Annotated in this window: 16 protein-coding genes and 4 tRNA genes; 16 read left to right on the forward strand and 4 right to left on the reverse strand. The window is 69.0% G+C overall.

Going from position 1 to position 17,107, the window contains the following annotated elements:
* The first annotated feature begins 151 nt into the window (after positions 1–151).
* Positions 152–233 (forward strand) — tRNA-Tyr (locus AC0680_RS13725).
* 100 nt (positions 234–333) lie between these two features.
* Here AC0680_RS13725 and AC0680_RS13730 read toward each other — a convergent pair.
* A complete protein-coding gene (locus tag AC0680_RS13730) occupies positions 334–996 on the reverse strand; it encodes an NAD(P)H-binding protein (RefSeq protein ID WP_478627905.1) in 663 nt (220 codons plus the stop codon).
* An 88-nt stretch (positions 997–1,084) separates the two neighbouring features.
* Positions 1,085–2,347, reverse strand: a complete 1,263-nt coding sequence (locus tag AC0680_RS13735) for an amidohydrolase family protein (protein ID WP_478627908.1) — start codon at positions 2,345–2,347, stop codon at positions 1,085–1,087.
* Between the two features lie 182 nt (positions 2,348–2,529).
* Here AC0680_RS13735 and AC0680_RS13740 point away from each other — a divergent pair.
* From AC0680_RS13740 to AC0680_RS13765, 6 genes are all read left to right on the forward strand, one after another.
* Positions 2,530–2,602 (forward strand) — tRNA-Thr (locus tag AC0680_RS13740).
* Between the two features lie 47 nt (positions 2,603–2,649).
* Positions 2,650–2,722 (forward strand) — tRNA-Met (locus AC0680_RS13745).
* Positions 2,723–2,810: 88 nt separating this feature from the next.
* On the forward strand, positions 2,811–2,975 hold the full coding sequence (rpmG, locus tag AC0680_RS13750; protein WP_006604855.1) for a 50S ribosomal protein L33: 165 nt from the start codon (positions 2,811–2,813) through the stop codon (positions 2,973–2,975).
* Between the two features lie 84 nt (positions 2,976–3,059).
* Positions 3,060–3,512, forward strand: coding sequence for an FAS1-like dehydratase domain-containing protein (locus tag AC0680_RS13755; protein WP_478627911.1), 453 nt, complete (start codon positions 3,060–3,062; stop codon positions 3,510–3,512).
* 1 nt (position 3,513) lies between these two features.
* The gene (locus tag AC0680_RS13760; protein ID WP_478627914.1) at positions 3,514–3,948 is read left to right on the forward strand and encodes a MaoC family dehydratase; all 435 of its coding nucleotides are present in this window, start codon (positions 3,514–3,516) and stop codon (positions 3,946–3,948) included.
* 64 nt (positions 3,949–4,012) lie between these two features.
* Positions 4,013–5,077 carry a UDP-N-acetylmuramate dehydrogenase gene (locus tag AC0680_RS13765; protein WP_478627917.1) on the forward strand — a complete coding sequence of 355 codons (1,065 nt, stop codon included), beginning with the start codon at positions 4,013–4,015 and terminating at the stop codon, positions 5,075–5,077.
* 74 nt (positions 5,078–5,151) lie between these two features.
* Here AC0680_RS13765 and AC0680_RS13770 read toward each other — a convergent pair whose 3' ends face one another.
* Both AC0680_RS13770 and AC0680_RS13775 read right to left on the reverse strand, forming a co-directional pair.
* On the reverse strand, positions 5,152–6,228 hold the full coding sequence (locus tag AC0680_RS13770; protein ID WP_478627919.1) for an adenosine deaminase: 1,077 nt from the start codon (positions 6,226–6,228) through the stop codon (positions 5,152–5,154).
* A 134-nt stretch (positions 6,229–6,362) separates the two neighbouring features.
* Positions 6,363–7,598, reverse strand: a complete 1,236-nt coding sequence (locus AC0680_RS13775) for a pyridoxal phosphate-dependent aminotransferase (protein WP_478627921.1) — start codon at positions 7,596–7,598, stop codon at positions 6,363–6,365.
* Positions 7,599–7,781: 183 nt separating this feature from the next.
* Between AC0680_RS13775 and AC0680_RS13780 the strand changes: the two genes are divergently transcribed.
* The 9 genes from AC0680_RS13780 to rpoB all read left to right on the forward strand — a co-directional run bounded on the left by AC0680_RS13780 (position 7,782) and on the right by rpoB (position 17,061).
* Positions 7,782–7,854 (forward strand) — tRNA-Trp (locus tag AC0680_RS13780).
* Between the two features lie 101 nt (positions 7,855–7,955).
* Positions 7,956–8,252, forward strand: a complete 297-nt coding sequence (gene secE, locus AC0680_RS13785; protein WP_384429860.1) for a preprotein translocase subunit SecE — start codon at positions 7,956–7,958, stop codon at positions 8,250–8,252.
* Positions 8,253–8,325: 73 nt separating this feature from the next.
* Positions 8,326–9,195 carry a transcription termination/antitermination protein NusG gene (gene nusG / locus AC0680_RS13790; protein WP_384429863.1) on the forward strand — a complete coding sequence of 290 codons (870 nt, stop codon included), beginning with the start codon at positions 8,326–8,328 and terminating at the stop codon, positions 9,193–9,195.
* A 176-nt stretch (positions 9,196–9,371) separates the two neighbouring features.
* Complete coding sequence (gene rplK / locus AC0680_RS13795) at positions 9,372–9,806, forward strand: 50S ribosomal protein L11 (RefSeq protein WP_016571043.1); 435 nt, start codon at positions 9,372–9,374, stop codon at positions 9,804–9,806.
* 82 nt (positions 9,807–9,888) lie between these two features.
* Entirely contained in the window at positions 9,889–10,605 is a 717-nt protein-coding gene (gene rplA, locus AC0680_RS13800) for a 50S ribosomal protein L1 (protein WP_384429867.1), read from the forward strand.
* 151 nt (positions 10,606–10,756) lie between these two features.
* Positions 10,757–11,611, forward strand: a complete 855-nt coding sequence (locus tag AC0680_RS13805; RefSeq protein ID WP_478627923.1) for an SCO4651 family lipoprotein — start codon at positions 10,757–10,759, stop codon at positions 11,609–11,611.
* Positions 11,612–11,928: 317 nt separating this feature from the next.
* Positions 11,929–12,456, forward strand: a complete 528-nt coding sequence (gene rplJ, locus AC0680_RS13810; protein WP_478627926.1) for a 50S ribosomal protein L10 — start codon at positions 11,929–11,931, stop codon at positions 12,454–12,456.
* Positions 12,457–12,567: 111 nt separating this feature from the next.
* Entirely contained in the window at positions 12,568–12,954 is a 387-nt protein-coding gene (rplL, locus tag AC0680_RS13815) for a 50S ribosomal protein L7/L12 (protein WP_046927437.1), read from the forward strand.
* A 624-nt stretch (positions 12,955–13,578) separates the two neighbouring features.
* Positions 13,579–17,061 carry a DNA-directed RNA polymerase subunit beta gene (gene rpoB / locus AC0680_RS13820; protein ID WP_478627929.1) on the forward strand — a complete coding sequence of 1,161 codons (3,483 nt, stop codon included), beginning with the start codon at positions 13,579–13,581 and terminating at the stop codon, positions 17,059–17,061.
* Positions 17,062–17,107 lie beyond the last annotated feature (46 nt).

Raw genomic sequence — 17,107 nt, forward strand, 5'->3', positions numbered from 1 at the left:
GGACCGTGCCCGGACCGCCTGCCAAGCCTAGCCACCCGGCCAAGATCCAGCGCTCCGGAATCGAGTGGCGAACCACCCCCAGCCATCGGGTATGGTTTACGTCGTTGCCACGGAGCACCGCCCCAAAGCGGGACTCCCGGCAGCAAACCCTGGCGGTGTGCCCGAGCGGCCAAAGGGAGCAGACTGTAAATCTGCCGGCTTCGCCTTCCCAGGTTCGAATCCTGGCGCCGCCACAGGTGTGAAAAGGCCCCTGAGTTGTAGCGATACGACTCAGGGGCCTTTTTCGTGCGCCGAGACCTCGTGGACGCCGCCGAGGCCCCGCAGCCGCGGGCCTCAGCGCTGCGCCGCCGCCCGTACCGCCTCCGCCACGGGCACCTCGCCGCCGATCAGCTCCAGCGTCCGGCCGATGGTGCCCGGCTCGTCGAGCAGCTCCACGAGAGCGGCCGCCACGTCGTCGCGGGGCACCGCGCCGCGTCCGGTGGCGTCGGCCAGCGTCACCAGTGACGTTCCCGGCTCGTCCGTCAGCAGGCCCGGCCGCAGGATCGTCCAGTCCAGTCCGGCGCGGGCCCGTACGTCGGCGTCCGCGGCGCCCTTGGCCTTCAGATAGGCCGCGAAGACCGGGTCGGTGCCCTCGGGGGGCTCGCGGTCCGCACCCATGGCGGAGATCACGAGAAAGCGCCGTACGCCCGCCGCCTCGGCCGCGTCCGCGAAGAGCGCCGCCGCGCCGCGGTCCACCGTGTCCTTGCGTGCGATGCCGCTGCCCGGCCCGGCGCCCGCCGCGAAGACGGCCGCGTCGGCGCCCTCCAGGTGCCGGGCGAGGTCCTCCACCGACGCCGACTCCAGGTCGCAGACCACCGGCTCGGCCCCGGCGGCCAGTACGTCGCCGGCCTGCTCCGGCCGGCGGATGATGCCCGCGACCTCGTCCCCGCGCTTGGCGAGCAACCGCTCCAGCCGCAGCGCGATCTGACCATGTCCACCTGCGATGACAATGCGCATGATCCCGACCGTACGCCGAAGGGCCGCCGCCGAGCGCGGGACCGGCCGCACGAGGGGCGCCTTCTCGCCGCCCCGGGTGCGCGGAGGCTCAGCGCTGCGACTGCCGAGGCAGCTCCAGCGCCACCTCTCCCGTCGCGTCGCAGTACTCGCGCACCGCGCTGGTGCGGGCGACCACCCGCCCCCGGTGGATCACGATCCGGCTGTACGCCAGCGAGAGCACCCCGGCGATCCGCTCGCCGCGCACCGCCAGCAGCTCCGCGGGGAAGCCCGCCTCGACGCGCACCTCCGGCAGGCCCAGCGTCGCCCGCGCCGCCGCGCTCACCGACTCGTACGCCGCCTCCGGCGTGGCCTCGCCCAGGGACGCCAGGAGGTACGCGGCCTCCAACGGGTCGCCGCGCCCCACCGGGTTCGCCACGTCCCGCAGCGCCCCGCTGCCGGCCGCCACCCGCACCCCGGCCGCCCGCAGCAGCCGCACGGGAGCCGGCCGCGACACCCGCGAGCCGTACCGCTCCAGGCCCGCGCAGTCGCCCTGCGGCAGGCAGACCACGGCGACGTCCGCGGCCGCCAGCTGCTCGGCGACCCGGGCCGCCACGCTGCGCGGCATCCGCGTCATCCCGGCGCACGGCCCGAGGGCGACACTCGGCCGAAGGCCGCCGGACATCGCCGCGAAGCGGGCCAGCCGCGCCGGATCGTCGCCGTCGGTGTGCAGATCCACCGGGCAGCCGTGCTCGTCGGCCAGTTCCAGCACCGCCTCGACGTAGCCGGCCGGGTCGGGGTCCAGGTCCGGGCAGCCGCCGATGACCGAGGCGCCCATCTTCACCGCGTCCCGCAGCATCGACAGGCCGTCCGCGCCGGCCACCCCGGTCAGCACCCGCGGTACCGCGACCGCCGCCAGATCGGCCATCCCGCGCAGCGACCTGCGGGCCTGCAGCACCGCCTGGAGGGAGCGCAGGCCCTGTACGTCGCCGATCCTGACGTGGCTGCGGGAGGCGGTGGCGCCGTGCCCCAGCTGCAGCAGCGCGGCCTCGGTCGTCCGCCGCTGGACGTCCTCGGGGGAGCCGGATGCGGGGCCGTCGGTGTCCGCGGTCAGGGCGGTGTCGCAGTGCGCGTGCGGCTCGGCGGGGGCGGGGAGCAGCAGGTAGCCGGAGAGGTCGACGCGGGCGCCCTGCGGGGCGAGGCTGCCGGCCGTCCCCACGGCCTCGATGCGTCCGTCACCGAGCCGTACGTCCACTGTGCGGCCGTCGGCGAGCCGGGCACCGCACAGGACCAGCGAACCGCCGTCCGACCTGGTGTGCCGGCCGGGGCCGCCCGGTCTTCCCGGTTGGGGCTGCGGCGGACTGCTGTCGGACATCGCGCTCCTCGAAGGCCCGGGCGTGCAAGATCACGCAGCGTGCCTTCGAGACTAGGGCGCCGCCGGGGGAGCTTCGCGCAGGCGCGAAATAGTCGTACCGGTGTGGTGCGCGGGGCCGTTGGGGCGCGGCCCGGATACGGATTTCACGTTTGGCGGCGGGCCGTGTAATGTCTTCATCGCTCGCCCCAATAGCTCAGTCGGCAGAGCGTCTCCATGGTAAGGAGAAGGTCTACGGTTCGATTCCGTATTGGGGCTCTGATGTGAGAGGCACCTCGCCTTCGGGCGAGGGACTCCCGCATCGCAGCGGTGTAGCTCAGTCGGTAGAGCAAGCGGCTCATAATCGCTGTGTCACCGGTTCAAGTCCGGTCACCGCTACTGACAGTAGCCGATTGTGGGGTCGGTCCTTCGATCGGCTACTCTTTTCTGCGTTCATCCGTCCATCCGTCCGTCAAGGAGCACTCACGTGGCTGCCACCGACGTCCGCCCGAAGATCACGCTGGCCTGCGTGGAGTGCAAGGAGCGGAACTACATCACCAAGAAGAACCGGCGTAACGACCCGGACCGACTTGAGATGAAGAAGCACTGCCCGCGCTGCAACTCGCACACCGCGCACCGCGAGACGCGATAACACCAGGCTCGTTCGTGAGGCCGTCCCCATTCTGGGGGCGGCCTCACGGCGTTATCACCATCAGTACACGGAGGTTGCGAGCCCATGGCGCTCGACCAGTCTTTTGTCGGACGCACGTACCCGCCCACCGACCCCTATGAGGTCGGCCGGGAAAAGATCCGCGAATTCGCCGAGGCGATCGGTGACACCAACCCCGCCTACACCGACACCGAAGCGGCCAAGGCCCTCGGTCACCCCGATGTGATCGCGCCGCCGACTTTTGTGTTCGCGATCACTTTCAAGGCGGCGGGACAGGTCATCGACGATCCGCAACTGGGCCTGGACTACAGCCGCGTGGTGCACGGCGACCAGAAGTTCGCCTACACCCGGCCGGTGCGCAGCGGTGACCGACTGGCCGTCACCTCCACCATCGAGGCCGTCAAGACCATGGCGGGCAACGACATCATCGACATCCGCGGCGAGGTGCACGACCAGGCGGGCGAACACGTCGTGACCGCCATCACCAAGCTGGTGTCCCGTCGCGCCGAGGAGGCCTGAGATGACCGCGAAGATCTCTTACGACGACGTCGAGGTCGGCACCGAAATCCCGGCGCAGGCCTTTCCCGTGAGTCGCGCCACACTCGTGCGCTACGCGGGCGCCTCCGGCGACTTCAACCCGATCCACTGGAACGAGAAGTTCGCCAAGGAGGTCGGGCTGCCGGACGTCATCGCCCACGGCATGTTCACCATGGCCGAGGCGATCCGGGTGGTCACCGACTGGACCGGCGACCCCGGCGCGGTCGCCGAGTACAGCGTGCGCTTCACCAAGCCCGTCGTCGTCCCCAACGACGACGACGGCGCGCTGATCGAGGTCAGCGCCAAGGTGGCGGCCAAGCTCGACGACGACGCCCGTACGGTCCGGGTCGACCTCACCGCGATAAGCGCCGGCAAGAAGGTGCTGGGCATGGCCCGTGCGGTGGTCCGCCTCGCCTGAGCGGGCGGCGGACGACGGGGGCGGCCGGACGGCACTGTCGGACCGCCCCCGTACCCTTGGGCGCGTGCAGGAACGCCACGTAGAACACAACGTCCCCCTCGCCCGGCTGACCACCTTCCGGCTGGGCGGCCCGGCGACCCGCCTCGTCACGGCCACCACCGACGAGGAGGTGATCGCCGCCGTCCGCGCTGCCGACGACGCCGGCACCCCGCTGCTGATCATCGGCGGCGGCAGCAACCTCGTCATCGGCGACAAGGGTTTCGAGGGCACCGCCCTGCGCATCGCCACCAGCGGCTTCTCGCTGGACGGCACGGCCCTGGAGCTCGCCGCGGGCGAGAACTGGTCCGACGCCGTCGCCCGTACGGTCCAGGCCGGGCTGGCCGGCGTCGAGTGCCTGGCCGGCATCCCCGGCTCGGCGGGCGCCACGCCGATCCAGAACGTGGGCGCGTACGGCCAGGAGGTCGCCACGACGATCACCGAGGTCGTCGCCTACGACCGCCGCGCCGGCGAGACCGTCACGATCCCGGGCGAGGAGTGCGGCTTCTCCTACCGCCACAGCCGTTTCAAGGCGGATCCCGACCGGTTCGTGGTGCTGCGGGTGCGCTTCGCCCTGGAGGACGCCGGAGGCCTCTCCGCGCCCCTGAAGTACCCCGAGACCGCCCGCGCCCTCGGCGTGGAGGCCGGCGACCGGGTCCCGGCCGCCATCGCCCGGGAGACCGTCCTGGCGCTGCGCGCGGGCAAGGGCATGGTGCTGGACGCGGCGGACCACGACACCTGGTCGGCCGGCTCCTTCTTCACCAACCCGATCCTCACCGAGACCGAGCACGCCACCTTCCTGCAGCGCGTCCAGGACCGCCTCGGCCCCGATGTCGCCCCGCCGGCCTTCCCCGCCGGCGACGGCCTGGTGAAGACCTCGGCGGCCTGGCTCATCGACCGCGCCGGCTTCACCAAGGGCTACGGCAGCGGCCCGGCCCGTATCTCCACCAAGCACACCCTCGCGCTCACGAACCGCGGCGCCGCCACCACCGAGGACCTGCTCGCGCTGGCCCGCGAGGTCCGCGACGGCGTCCACGCCGCCTTCGGCGTCACGCTCGTCAACGAACCGGTGACGGTCGGCGTCAGCCTCTAGCCGGGCTTCAAGGCCCCCGACAGGGGGCCCGAGGCCCGAGCGGCCCGGAAGGCCCCGCACGGGGCCGGCCGCCCCTACTCGGCCAGCCAGGCGTCGATCCCCGTCAGCAGCCGCTGCTGCTCGTCCTGCGGGGCGCGCGAGCCGCGTACCGACTGCCGGGCCAGTTCGGCGAGTTCGAGGTCGGTGAAGCCGTGCGCGGTGCGGGCGATCTCGTACTGCGCGGCCAGCCTCGCGCCGAAGAGCAGCGGGTCGTCCGCGCCCAGCGCCATCGGCACCCCGGCGTCGAAGAGCGTCCGCAGCGGCACGTCCTCCGGCTTCTCGTAGACGCCCAGCGCCACATTCGACGCTGGGCACACCTCGCAGGTCACCCCCCGCGACGCCAGCCGGCGCAGCAGCGCGGGGTCCTCCGCGGCCCGGACGCCGTGCCCCACCCGGCCGGCGTGCAGATCGTCCAGGCAGTCCCGGACGCTGGCCGGGCCGGACAGCTCACCGCCGTGCGGCGCCGCCAGCAGGCCGCCCTCCCGGGCGATGGCGAAGGCGCGGTCGAAGTCCCGGGCGAAACCCCGGCGTTCGTCGTTGGAGAGCCCGAAGCCGACCACGCCCTGATCGGTGTAGCGCACCGCCAGCCGCGCCAGCGTACGGGCGTCCAGCGGGTGCTTCATGCGGTTCGCCGCGACCAGGACGCGCATGCCGAGCCCGGTGTCGCGGGAGGCGCTGTGCACCGCGTCCAGGATGATCTCCAGCGCCGGGATCAGGCCGCCCAGCCGCGGAGCGTACGAGGTCGGGTCGACCTGGATCTCCAGCCAGCGCGACCCGTCGCGGACGTCCTCCTCGGCGGCCTCGCGCACCAGCCGCTGGATGTCCTCGGGCGCGCGCAGACACGAGCGTGCGATGTCGTACAGCCGCTGGAAGCGGAACCAGCCGCGCTCGTCGGTGGCCCGCAGCCTGGGCGGCTCACCGCCCCGCAGGGCCTCCGGCAGATGGACGCCGTACTTGTCGGCGAGGTCCAGCAGGGTCGCCGGCCGCATCGAACCGGTGAAGTGCAGATGCAGATGGGCCTTCGGCAGCCGGCGCAGGTCTCGTACGGCGGCCCGGCCGCGGTTACGAGTGCTCGTGGGGTTCGGGGGACGTCCCCCTGACAAGGGCTCCATCAGCCGATCTTGCCGCATCCGGGCGGCACGCCGGTAGGGCCTTTCCCGAAGGGGTGTCCGGGAGAACGCGCGAGCGGGCGGCCGGAACACCTTCCGGCCGCCCGCTCGGGGCACCTACGCACGGGCCTGTGCGGCTACTTGGCCTCCGCCAGCAGCTTCTGGATCCGGGACACGCCCTCGACCAGGTCCTCGTCGCCCAGCGCGTACGAGAGCCGCAGGTAGCCGGGGGTGCCGAAGGCCTCGCCCGGAACGACGGCGACCTCCGCCTCCTCCAGGATCAGTTCGGCCAGCTCGACGCTGGTCTGCGGGCGCTTGCCGCGGATCTCCCTGCCCAGGAGCTCCTTGACCGACGGGTACGCGTAGAAGGCGCCCTCCGGCTCCGGGCACAGCACACCGTCGATCTCGTTGAGCATCCGCACGATGGTCTTGCGGCGCCGGTCGAAGGCGACCTTCATCTCCTCGACGGCCGTGAGGTCGCCGGAGACCGCCGCGATGGCCGCGGCCTGCGCGACGTTGGAGACGTTGGAGGTGGCGTGCGACTGGAGGTTCGCGGCGGCCTTGATGACGTCCTTGGGGCCGATCGCCCAGCCCACCCGCCAGCCGGTCATCGCGTACGTCTTCGCCACACCGTTGACGATGATGCACTTGTCGCGCAGCTCGGGCACGACCACCGGCAGCGACGAGAACTCGGCCTCGCCGTAGACCAGGTGCTCGTAGATCTCGTCGGTCAGCACCCACAGACCGTGCTCGGCGGCCCAGCGGCCGACCGCCTCGACCTGCTCGCGGGTGTACACCGCGCCGGTCGGGTTCGACGGCGAGACGAACAGCAGCACCTTGGTGCGCTCCGTACGGGCCGCCTCCAGCTGCTCCACGGTCACCCGGTAGCCGGTGGTCTCGTCGGCGACCACGTCGACCGGCACGCCGCCCGCGAGGCGGATCGACTCGGGGTAGGTGGTCCAGTACGGCGCCGGGACGATGACCTCGTCACCCGGGTCGAGGATCGCCGCGAACGCCTCGTAGATGGCCTGCTTGCCGCCGTTCGTCACCAGGACGTTCGCGGCCTCGATCTCGTAGCCGGAGTCGCGCAGCGTCTTCGCGGCGATCGCGGTCTTCAGCTCGGGGAGGCCGCCGGCCGGGGTGTAGCGGTGGTACTTCGGGTTGCGGCAGGCCTCGATTGCCGCCTCGACGATGTAGTCGGGCGTGGGGAAGTCGGGCTCACCGGCGCCGAAGCCGATCACCGGGCGTCCGGCGGCCTTGAGGGCCTTGGCCTTGGCGTCGACGGCCAGGGTCGCGGACTCGGAGATCGAACCGACGCGGGCCGATACCCGGCGGTCGGTGGGGGACGATGCGGAAGGGGTTGCAGCGCTCATATATGCATCGTTGCAGACCCCTGACGAGCCGGGCACACGGGTTTGCGGGGCACCACCGGGACAATCGTGTTCGACGCCCGGCCCGGAAGCACGTACACTCGCTGATCGTTGGCTCCCAACGGGTCGCCGCGGCGCATGCACCTAGTGCAGTCGGCCGCATGCGGTAGGTTGGGGGAACCACAAAGGGTCGTAGCTCAATTGGTAGAGCACTGGTCTCCAAAACCAGCGGTTGGGGGTTCAAGTCCCTCCGGCCCTGCTACACGCACTCTCACCGCAGTGCGTGCACGCGTACGTATGCACCGCCGTGCGGCTCCACCGGGCGCGGCACGGCCACGACCCGGATTCAGGTGAGGACGAGTGACGGACGCCCTGGGCTCCATCGACATGCCTGAGCGTGGCCGTTCCGAGGACGATGCCTCGGAGTCCCAGAAGAAGCCCCGTCGTGGCGGCAAGCGCGGCAAGAAGGGCCCCTTCGCGCGTCTCGCGCTCTTTTACCGCCAGATCGTCGCGGAGCTCCGTAAGGTCGTCTGGCCCACGCGTAGCCAGCTGTCGACGTACACCAGTGTGGTGATCGTCTTCGTTGTCATCATCATCGGTCTCGTAACCGTGATTGACTTGGGAATCAACCGAGTCGTCGGGTACGTCTTCGGCTGATCCCGCGGAGGGCGCCTGCGCGGGCGCCCATTTCGCATGTTCAACCCCTTGAAGCCAGGAAGAAGCAGCCACCGTGTCTGACCCGAACCTGAACGACGCCGCCGAATCCGCCGAGACGGCAGCGGCCGACGTTGACGCGGCTGCCTCGGCCGAGGTCGAGGGCGACGACACCGAGCGTGAGATCGTCGAGGGCGCCGACGTCGCCGACGAGCTCGACGCCGAGGACGCCGAAGCCGGCGAGCCCGCCGAAGAAGCCGCGGTGCACGTCGAGGACGAGGCCGCCGCCGAGACCGCCGAGGACGAGACCGCCGAGGAGCAGGAGCCGGTCGACCCGGTGGCCGCCCTCCGCGACGAACTGCGCGGCCTGCCCGGCGAGTGGTACGTCATCCACACCTACGCGGGCTACGAGAACCGCGTGAAGACCAACCTCGAGCAGCGCGCCGTCTCGCTGAACGTCGAGGACTACATCTTCCAGGCCGAGGTGCCGCAGGAAGAGGTCGTCCAGATCAAGAACGGCGACCGCCGCACCGTCCGCCAGAACAAGCTCCCGGGCTATGTGCTGGTGCGCATGGACCTGACGAACGAGTCCTGGGGCGTCGTCCGCAACACCCCCGGTGTCACCGGCTTCGTCGGCAACGCCTACGACCCCTACCCGCTGACGCTGGACGAGATCGTCAAGATGCTCGCCCCGGAGGCCGAGGAGAAGGCCGCCAAGGAGGCCGCCGCGGCCGAGGGCAAGCCGGCGCCGTCCCGCAAGGTCGAGGTCCAGGTCCTGGACTTCGAGGTGGGCGACTCCGTCACCGTCACCGACGGTCCGTTCGCGACGCTGCAGGCCACGATCAACGAGATCAACGCCGACTCGAAGAAGGTCAAGGGCCTGGTGGAGATCTTCGGTCGGGAGACCCCGGTCGAGCTCTCCTTCGACCAGATCCAGAAGAACTGACCCCACTCGGTCCTCAGTTCCCAGTCTTCCGAACAGGTCGGGCGGGCCCTTCGCGGCCTGTCTGACCTGCTCGGTTTTTGGCCGCACCGCTATACCCGTTATCGTTGTGCGGTATGCCTCCATCCGGATGACCGGGTGGAATGGCGAAACACCTCTCACTAGGACCCGGAGAGAGCATGCCTCCCAAGAAGAAGAAGGTCACGGGGCTTATCAAGCTCCAGATCCAGGCCGGTGCCGCAAACCCGGCTCCGCCGGTCGGCCCCGCGCTGGGTCAGCACGGCGTCAACATCATGGAGTTCTGCAAGGCCTACAACGCCGCGACCGAGTCGCAGCGTGGCATGGTCGTGCCGGTGGAGATCACGGTCTACGAGGACCGCTCCTTCACCTTCGTCACCAAGACTCCGCCGGCCGCGAAGCTCATCCTGAAGGCCGCGGGCGTGGAGAAGGGCTCCGGCGAGCCGCACAAGACCAAGGTCGCCAAGATCACCGAGGCGCAGGTCCGCGAGATCGCCACCACCAAGATGCCCGACCTGAACGCCAACGACCTGGACGCCGCGTCGAAGATCATCGCCGGCACCGCCCGCTCCATGGGCATCACGGTCGAGGGCTGATCCCAGCCCCCTTTTGGCACCCCCGTGGCAGGACCAGGCGCTGGTCCGCACCACGACTCCACCCACTGCACCAGGAGCAGAAGTGAAGCGCAGCAAGACTCTTCGCAACGCGGACGCGAAGATCGACCGGGAGCGTCTGTACGCCCCGCTCGAGGCCGTCCGTCTCGCCAAGGACACCTCCTCGACCAAGTTCGACGCGACCGTCGAGGTCGCCATGCGTCTGGGCGTCGACCCGCGCAAGGCCGACCAGATGGTCCGTGGCACCGTGAACCTCCCGCACGGCACCGGTAAGACCGCCCGGGTCCTGGTCTTCGCGACCGGTGACCGTGCTGCGGCCGCGGAAGCCGCCGGCGCCGACATCGTCGGCTCGGACGAGCTCATCGACGAGGTCTCCAAGGGCCGCCTGGACTTCGACGCCGTCGTCGCCACCCCGGACCTCATGGGCAAGGTCGGCCGCCTCGGCCGCGTGCTCGGTCCCCGTGGTCTGATGCCGAACCCGAAGACCGGCACCGTCACCCCGGATGTCGCCAAGGCTGTCACCGACATCAAGGGCGGCAAGATCGAGTTCCGCGTGGACAAGCACGCGAACCTCCACTTCATCATCGGCAAGGTCTCCTTCGACGAGACCAAGCTGGTGGAGAACTACGCCGCGGCGCTCGAGGAGATCACCCGCCTCAAGCCGTCCGCCGCCAAGGGCCGCTACATCAAGAAGGCCACCATCACCACCACGATGGGCCCCGGCATCCCGCTGGACGCCAACCGCACCCGCAACCTCCTCGTCGAGGACGAGGCCGTCTGATCTCCCTGATCGACGACGCCTCGTAGCGCGCGCACATCGCACTCAGGCCCCGCTCTCCTCGCCGGAGAGCGGGGCCTGACGCATGCGGTGTCACCCCTCTGGTCTAAGGTCGTCCCGAGTTCCGTAAGGCAGATTCAAAGGGGGAGCCCGAGTGCGCAGCACGCGTATGGCCGCCGTTGTGGCGGGAGTTGTCATGGTGGCCGGTCTGACCGGCTGTAACGGCAACAAGAGTGACAACGCCGGCGGAAGCGGCGGCGGGGAGGGCAAGTCGCCGCTGGAGGTGGCGCTCGCCTCGCTGAAGACCGCCTCGGAGCAGACCGACGGCAAGAAGTCCGCCAAGGTCGACGGCGAGATCAAGAACGGCCCGTCCACCCAGACGATGAAGGGTGCGATGGACTGGTCCGCCGGCATGCGGATGGACGTCGACATCACGCAGTCCGGCGGTCAGTCCCCGGTGGCCGGCAAGCCCATGAAGGCGCTGTACACGCCGCAGGCGATGTTCATGAACATGGGCGCCGCCGGGATGCCGGTTGCCGGCAAGAACTGGGTGAAGTACGACTACGACGCCCTCGCGAAGAAGATGGGTCCGGCCGGCGCGCTGCTCAAGGACCAGATGAACAACAACAACCCGAACCGTGCGATGCAGCTGCTGATCGCCTCGGGCAAGGTCAAGGAAGCCGGCAAGGAGGACGTCCGCGGCGTCCAGGCGACCCACTACACCGGCACGCTCTCGGTGTCCGAGCTGACGCGCATGCAGTCCAAGAGCATCAGCGAGCAGGACCTGAAGGCGCTGGAGGCGCAGCTGAAGGCGGCCGGCACGAAGAACGAGACCATCGATCTGTGGATCAGCTCGGACAACCTGCTGGTCAAGAAGCGCGAGCAGATGACCGGTGGCGCCACCACGTTCGACTCGACGGTCTACTACTCGGACTACGGCACCAAGGTCACGGTGACCGAGCCGCCGGCCGGTGACACCGTGGACTTCGACAAGGTCTCCCAGCCGTAACGCGCGCCCATGCGCACGTTCGGCCCGTCGGCCGGGAGGTGGCGCCCACCGCCCCTTCCCGGCCGATTTGCCTGACGCAGGCCGCTCCCGTAACGTATCCGCGAAGCCAAAGACCGCTGGTTGTCTCTGCGCGTCCGATCACGGATGTGCGGTGGCCGAAGGATCCGCTAGCTGCGGACGGCCTGCGCAGGTGTGAATGTGGAAGAACTCCCGGGTGTATGCCTGGTCGAGTCTCGCCCCGTGCGCCTGCGCCGGGGCGTTTGTTTTGCCCAGCCCCTTCTGCGCGGTCCTCATCACCCGGAAGGAGGCCGAGGCTCATGGCGACGTCTGACAAGAACGCAGCCGTTGCGGAGATCACGACGAAGCTCCGTGAATCCAACGCAGCTGTTGTGACTTCTTACACCGGACTGACTGTGGCGCAGCTCAAGGAGCTGCGTCGTTCTCTCGGCGAGAACGCTCAGTACCGTGTGGTGAAGAACACGCTGACCAAGATCGCGGCCAAGGAGGCCGGGATTCAGCTGGACGAGCACCTCAAGGGCTCGACCGCTGTCGCCTTCGTGACCGGTGACCCGGTCACGGCGGCGAAGGGTCTTCGTGACTTCGCCAAGGAGAACCCCGCTCTCGTCATCAAGGGCGGTGTCCTTGACGGCAAGGCGCTGTCCGCCGACGAGATCAAGAAGCTTGCGGACCTCGAGTCCCGCGAGGTTCTGCTCAGCAAGCTGGCGGGTGCCTTCAAGGCCAAGCAGTCCCAGGCTGCTTCGGTCTTCCAGGCGCTCCCGTCGAAGCTCGTCCGCACCGTGGACGCGCTTCGCGCCAAGCAGGCCGAGCAGGGCGGTGCCGAGTAATTCGGCTCGCGCATTGATCGTCGCCGCGTGAGGCGACGGTCGTAGCGGGCCCAGTACGCCCGCCTTTTATGTACATCCGGCACCAGCCGAATTAGTGGAAGGACCGCCACCATGGCGAAGCTCAGCCAGGAAGACCTGCTCGCGCAGTTCGAGGAGATGACCCTCATCGAGCTCTCCGAGTTCGTGAAGGCGTTCGAGGAGAAGTTCGACGTCACCGCCGCCGCCGCCGCGCCGGTCGTCGTCGCCGGTGGTGCCGCTGGTGGCGCCGCCGAGGCCGTCGAGGAGAAGGACGAGTTCGACGTCATCCTCACCGGCGCCGGTGACAAGAAGATCCAGGTCATCAAGGTCGTGCGTGAGCTGACCTCCCTGGGTCTGAAGGAGGCCAAGGACCTCGTCGACGGCACCCCGAAGCCGGTCCTCGAGAAGGTCGCCAAGGACGCCGCGGAGAAGGCCGCCGAGGCCCTCAAGGGCGCCGGCGCCTCCGTCGAGGTCAAGTGACCCCACTGAGTCTCTGACTCGGGTCCTGAGCGCCTGAGGCGTAACGGACGACAGCGAAGGGCGATCACCCATGCGGGTGGTCGCCCTTCGGCGTGCTCGCCACGGCTGCATTGCCCCGGGCCGGAGTGCGAGTATGGTGATCATCGTTGCCCGGACGTGCCCCCATGTGACGATCTCGCAGAGGTGGGGGGCCTTGACGAACCGCACGCGGCGCGCAATTCTCGGGACGCGACGCAGAAGCGATCCAGGGTTCGAGGCATGGATCGCCGACGAAGAGGGAAGCATCGGTGTGCGCCACTGGCGCAGGGCTTTCGGCAGGCGCAGGGCATTGAGAAGAGCAGACAACGAGGGGATCCTCCGTCGGGGAGGACGTGACCTCCCGGAGGGAGAAGATCGGTATCACAGTGCTGAACCGGTCTCCGGAAACTCGCTCTGGACATCAGTGTGCCAAGTGGCTACACTGACCCTTTGCGCTGCCTGTTAGCTGCTCCCTGCCCGTCACCAGGGGCATATCCGAGCCCGAGCAAAGCTGGATGATCCGCCCTGACCTGGGCTTTCTCTCAGTCTGCTCGATTCGGAACCGGTACGCGCGTAGTGAGTCCGAGCCCTCGGAAGGACCCCCTCTTGGCCGCCTCGCGCAACGCCTCGACTGCCAATACGAACAACGGCGACAGCACCGCCCCGCTGCGCATCTCTTTTGCGAAGATCAAGGAGCCCCTCGGGGTTCCGAACCTCCTTGCGCTGCAGACCGAAAGCTTCGACTGGCTGCTCGGCAATGCCGCATGGAAGGGTCGCGTCGAGGCTGCGCTGGAGAGTGGGCAGGAAGTTCCCACCAAGTCCGGTCTCGAAGAGATCTTCGAAGAGATCTCCCCGATCGAAGACTTCTCCGGGTCGATGTCGCTGACGTTCCGCGACCACCGCTTCGAGCCCCCGAAGAACTCCATCGACGAGTGCAAGGAGCGCGACTTCACGTACGCGGCTCCGCTGTTCGTCACCGCCGAGTTCACCAACAACGAGACCGGCGAGATCAAGTCCCAGACGGTCTTCATGGGCGACTTCCCGCTCATGACCAACAAGGGAACCTTCTGCATCAACGGCACCGAGCGTGTCGTCGTCTCGCAGCTGGTCCGCTCGCCGGGCGTCTACTTCGACAGCTCCATCGACAAGACGTCCGACAAGGACATCTTCTCCGCCAAGATCATCCCGTCCCGGGGTGCCTGGCTGGAGATGGAGATCGACAAGCGTGACATGGTCGGTGTGCGCATCGACCGCAAGCGCAAGCAGTCCGTGACCGTCCTGCTCAAGGCGCTCGGGTGGACCACCGAGCAGATCCTCGAGGAGTTCGGCGAGTACGAGTCCATGCGCGCCACCCTGGAGAAGGACCACACCCAGGGTCAGGACGACGCGCTGCTGGACATCTACCGCAAGCTGCGTCCGGGCGAGCCGCCGACCCGTGAGGCCGCGCAGACGCTGCTGGAGAACCTGTACTTCAACCCCAAGCGCTACGACCTCGCCAAGGTCGGCCGCTACAAGGTCAACAAGAAGCTCGGCGGCGAGGAGCCGCTCGACGCGGGCGTGCTGACCACCGACGACGTCATCGCCACCATCAAGTACCTGGTCAAGCTGCACGCCGGCGAGACCGAGACGATCGGCGAGAGCGGCCGGGAGATCGTCGTCGAGACCGACGACATCGACCACTTCGGCAACCGTCGTCTGCGCAACGTCGGCGAGCTCATCCAGAACCAGGTCCGCACGGGTCTGGCTCGTATGGAGCGCGTCGTGCGCGAGCGCATGACCACCCAGGACGTCGAGGCGATCACGCCGCAGACCCTGATCAACATCCGGCCGGTCGTCGCCTCCATCAAGGAGTTCTTCGGCACCAGCCAGCTGTCCCAGTTCATGGACCAGACCAACCCGCTGTCGGGTCTGACCCACAAGCGCCGCCTGTCGGCGCTGGGCCCGGGTGGTCTCTCCCGTGAGCGGGCCGGCCTGGACGTCCGTGACGTGCACCCGTCGCACTACGGCCGCATGTGCCCGATCGAGACCCCTGAAGGTCCCAACATCGGTCTGATCGGCTCGCTGGCCTCCTACGGCCGGGTCAACGTCTTCGGCTTCATCGAGACGCCGTACCGCAAGGTCGTCGACGGCCAGGTCACCGAGGAGGTGGACTACCTCACCGCCGATGAGGAGGACCGCTTCCTGATCGCGCAGGCCAACGCCAAGCTGACCGACGACATGCGGTTCGCCGAGCAGCGTGTGCTGGTCCGCCGCCGTGGCGGCGAGGTCGACCTCGTCCCCGCCGACGAGGTGGACTTCATGGACGTCTCGCCGCGCCAGATGGTGTCGGCCGCGACCGCCATGATCCCGTTCCTCGAGCACGACGACGCCAACCGCGCGCTCATGGGATCGAACATGATGCGCCAGGCCGTTCCGCTGATCAAGGCGGAGTCGCCGCTGGTCGGCACCGGCATGGAGTACCGCTGCGCGGTCGACGCCGGCGACGTCATCAAGGCCGAGAAGGACGGTGTGGTCCAGGAGGTCTCCGCGGACTACATCACCGTCGCCAACGACGACGGCACGTACACCACGTACCGCGTCGCCAAGTTCACCCGCTCCAACCAGGGCACCTCCTTCAACCAGAAGGTCGTCGTGGACGAGGGCGCGCGGGTCATCGAGGGCCAGGTCCTCGCCGACGGTCCGTCCACGGACCAGGGCGAGATGGCGCTCGGCAAGAACCTGCTCGTCGCGTTCATGCCGTGGGAGGGCCACAACTACGAGGACGCGATCATCCTGTCGCAGCGCCTCGTGCAGGACGACGTCCTCTCCTCGATCCACATCGAGGAGCACGAGGTCGACGCCCGAGACACCAAGCTCGGCCCCGAGGAGATCACCCGGGACATCCCGAACGTCTCCGAGGAGGTCCTCTCCGACCTCGACGAGCGCGGCATCATCCGGATCGGTGCCGAGGTCGTCGCCGGCGACATCCTCGTCGGCAAGGTCACGCCCAAGGGTGAGACCGAGCTGACCCCCGAGGAGCGCCTGCTCCGCGCGATCTTCGGTGAGAAGGCGCGCGAGGTGCGCGACACCTCGCTGAAGGTGCCGCACGGTGAGATCGGCAAGGTCATCGGCGTCCGCGTCTTCGACCGCGAGGAGGGCGACGAGCTGCCCCCGGGCGTGAACCAGCTGGTCCGCGTCTACGTCGCCCAGAAGCGCAAGATCACCGACGGTGACAAGCTCGCCGGCCGCCACGGCAACAAGGGCGTCATCTCGAAGATCCTGCCGGTCGAGGACATGCCGTTCCTGGAGGACGGCACGCCGGTCGACATCATCCTCAACCCGCTGGGTGTCCCGTCCCGAATGAACCCGGGACAGGTCCTGGAGATCCACCTCGGCTGGCTCGCCAGCCAGGGCTGGAAGGTCGAGGGCTCCGAGGAGTGGCAGCAGCGTCTGCAGGCGATCGGCGCCGACGACGTCGCGCCGCGCACCAACGTCGCGACCCCGGTCTTCGACGGTGCGCGCGAGGACGAGCTGGCGGGTCTGTTCGACTCCACGCTCCCCAACCGCGACGGCGAGCGGATGGTCAAGGGCTCCGGCAAGGCGCAGCTGTTCGACGGCCGCTCCGGTGAGCCGTTCCCGGACCCGATCTCGGTCGGGTACATGTACATCCTCAAGCTGCACCACCTGGTCGACGACAAGCTTCACGCGCGTTCGACCGGTCCGTACTCGATGATCACCCAGCAGCCGCTGGGTGGTAAGGCTCAGTTCGGTGGCCAGCGCTTCGGTGAGATGGAGGTGTGGGCGCTGGAGGCTTACGGCGCCGCGTACGCCCTCCAGGAGCTGCTGACGATCAAGTCCGACGACGTGACCGGCCGCGTGAAGGTCTACGAGGCCATCGTCAAGGGCGAGAACATCCCCGAGCCCGGCATCCCCGAGTCCTTCAAGGTGCTCATCAAGGAGATGCAGTCCCTGTGCCTCAACGTGGAGGTGCTGTCCTCGGACGGCATGTCCATCGAGATGCGCGACACCGACGAGGACGTCTTCCGCGCTGCGGAGGAGCTCGGCATCGACCTGTCCCGGCGCGAGCCGAGCAGCGTCGAAGAGGTCTGACGGGTCTGGCCGGGACCCCCTTGCTCCAAGGAGGTCCCGGCCCCGC

The sequence above is a fragment of the Streptomyces sp. NPDC043738 genome (genome assembly GCF_056436545.1).

Excerpts from the sequence above, each read along its gene's own strand:
- AC0680_RS13730 (WP_478627905.1), bottom strand. The coding sequence starts at position 996 with ATGCGCATTGTCATCGCAGGTGGACATGGTCAGATCGCGCTGCGGCTG.
- AC0680_RS13735 (WP_478627908.1), bottom strand. The coding sequence starts at position 2,347 with ATGTCCGACAGCAGTCCGCCGCAGCCCCAACCGGGAAGACCGGGCGGC.
- AC0680_RS13755 (WP_478627911.1), top strand. The coding sequence starts at position 3,060 with ATGGCGCTCGACCAGTCTTTTGTCGGACGCACGTACCCGCCCACCGAC.
- AC0680_RS13760 (WP_478627914.1), top strand. The coding sequence starts at position 3,514 with ATGACCGCGAAGATCTCTTACGACGACGTCGAGGTCGGCACCGAAATC.
- AC0680_RS13770 (WP_478627919.1), bottom strand. The coding sequence starts at position 6,228 with ATGGAGCCCTTGTCAGGGGGACGTCCCCCGAACCCCACGAGCACTCGT.
- AC0680_RS13775 (WP_478627921.1), bottom strand. The coding sequence starts at position 7,598 with ATGAGCGCTGCAACCCCTTCCGCATCGTCCCCCACCGACCGCCGGGTA.
- rplK (WP_016571043.1), top strand. The coding sequence starts at position 9,372 with ATGCCTCCCAAGAAGAAGAAGGTCACGGGGCTTATCAAGCTCCAGATC.
- rplJ (WP_478627926.1), top strand. The coding sequence starts at position 11,929 with ATGGCGACGTCTGACAAGAACGCAGCCGTTGCGGAGATCACGACGAAG.
- rplL (WP_046927437.1), top strand. The coding sequence starts at position 12,568 with ATGGCGAAGCTCAGCCAGGAAGACCTGCTCGCGCAGTTCGAGGAGATG.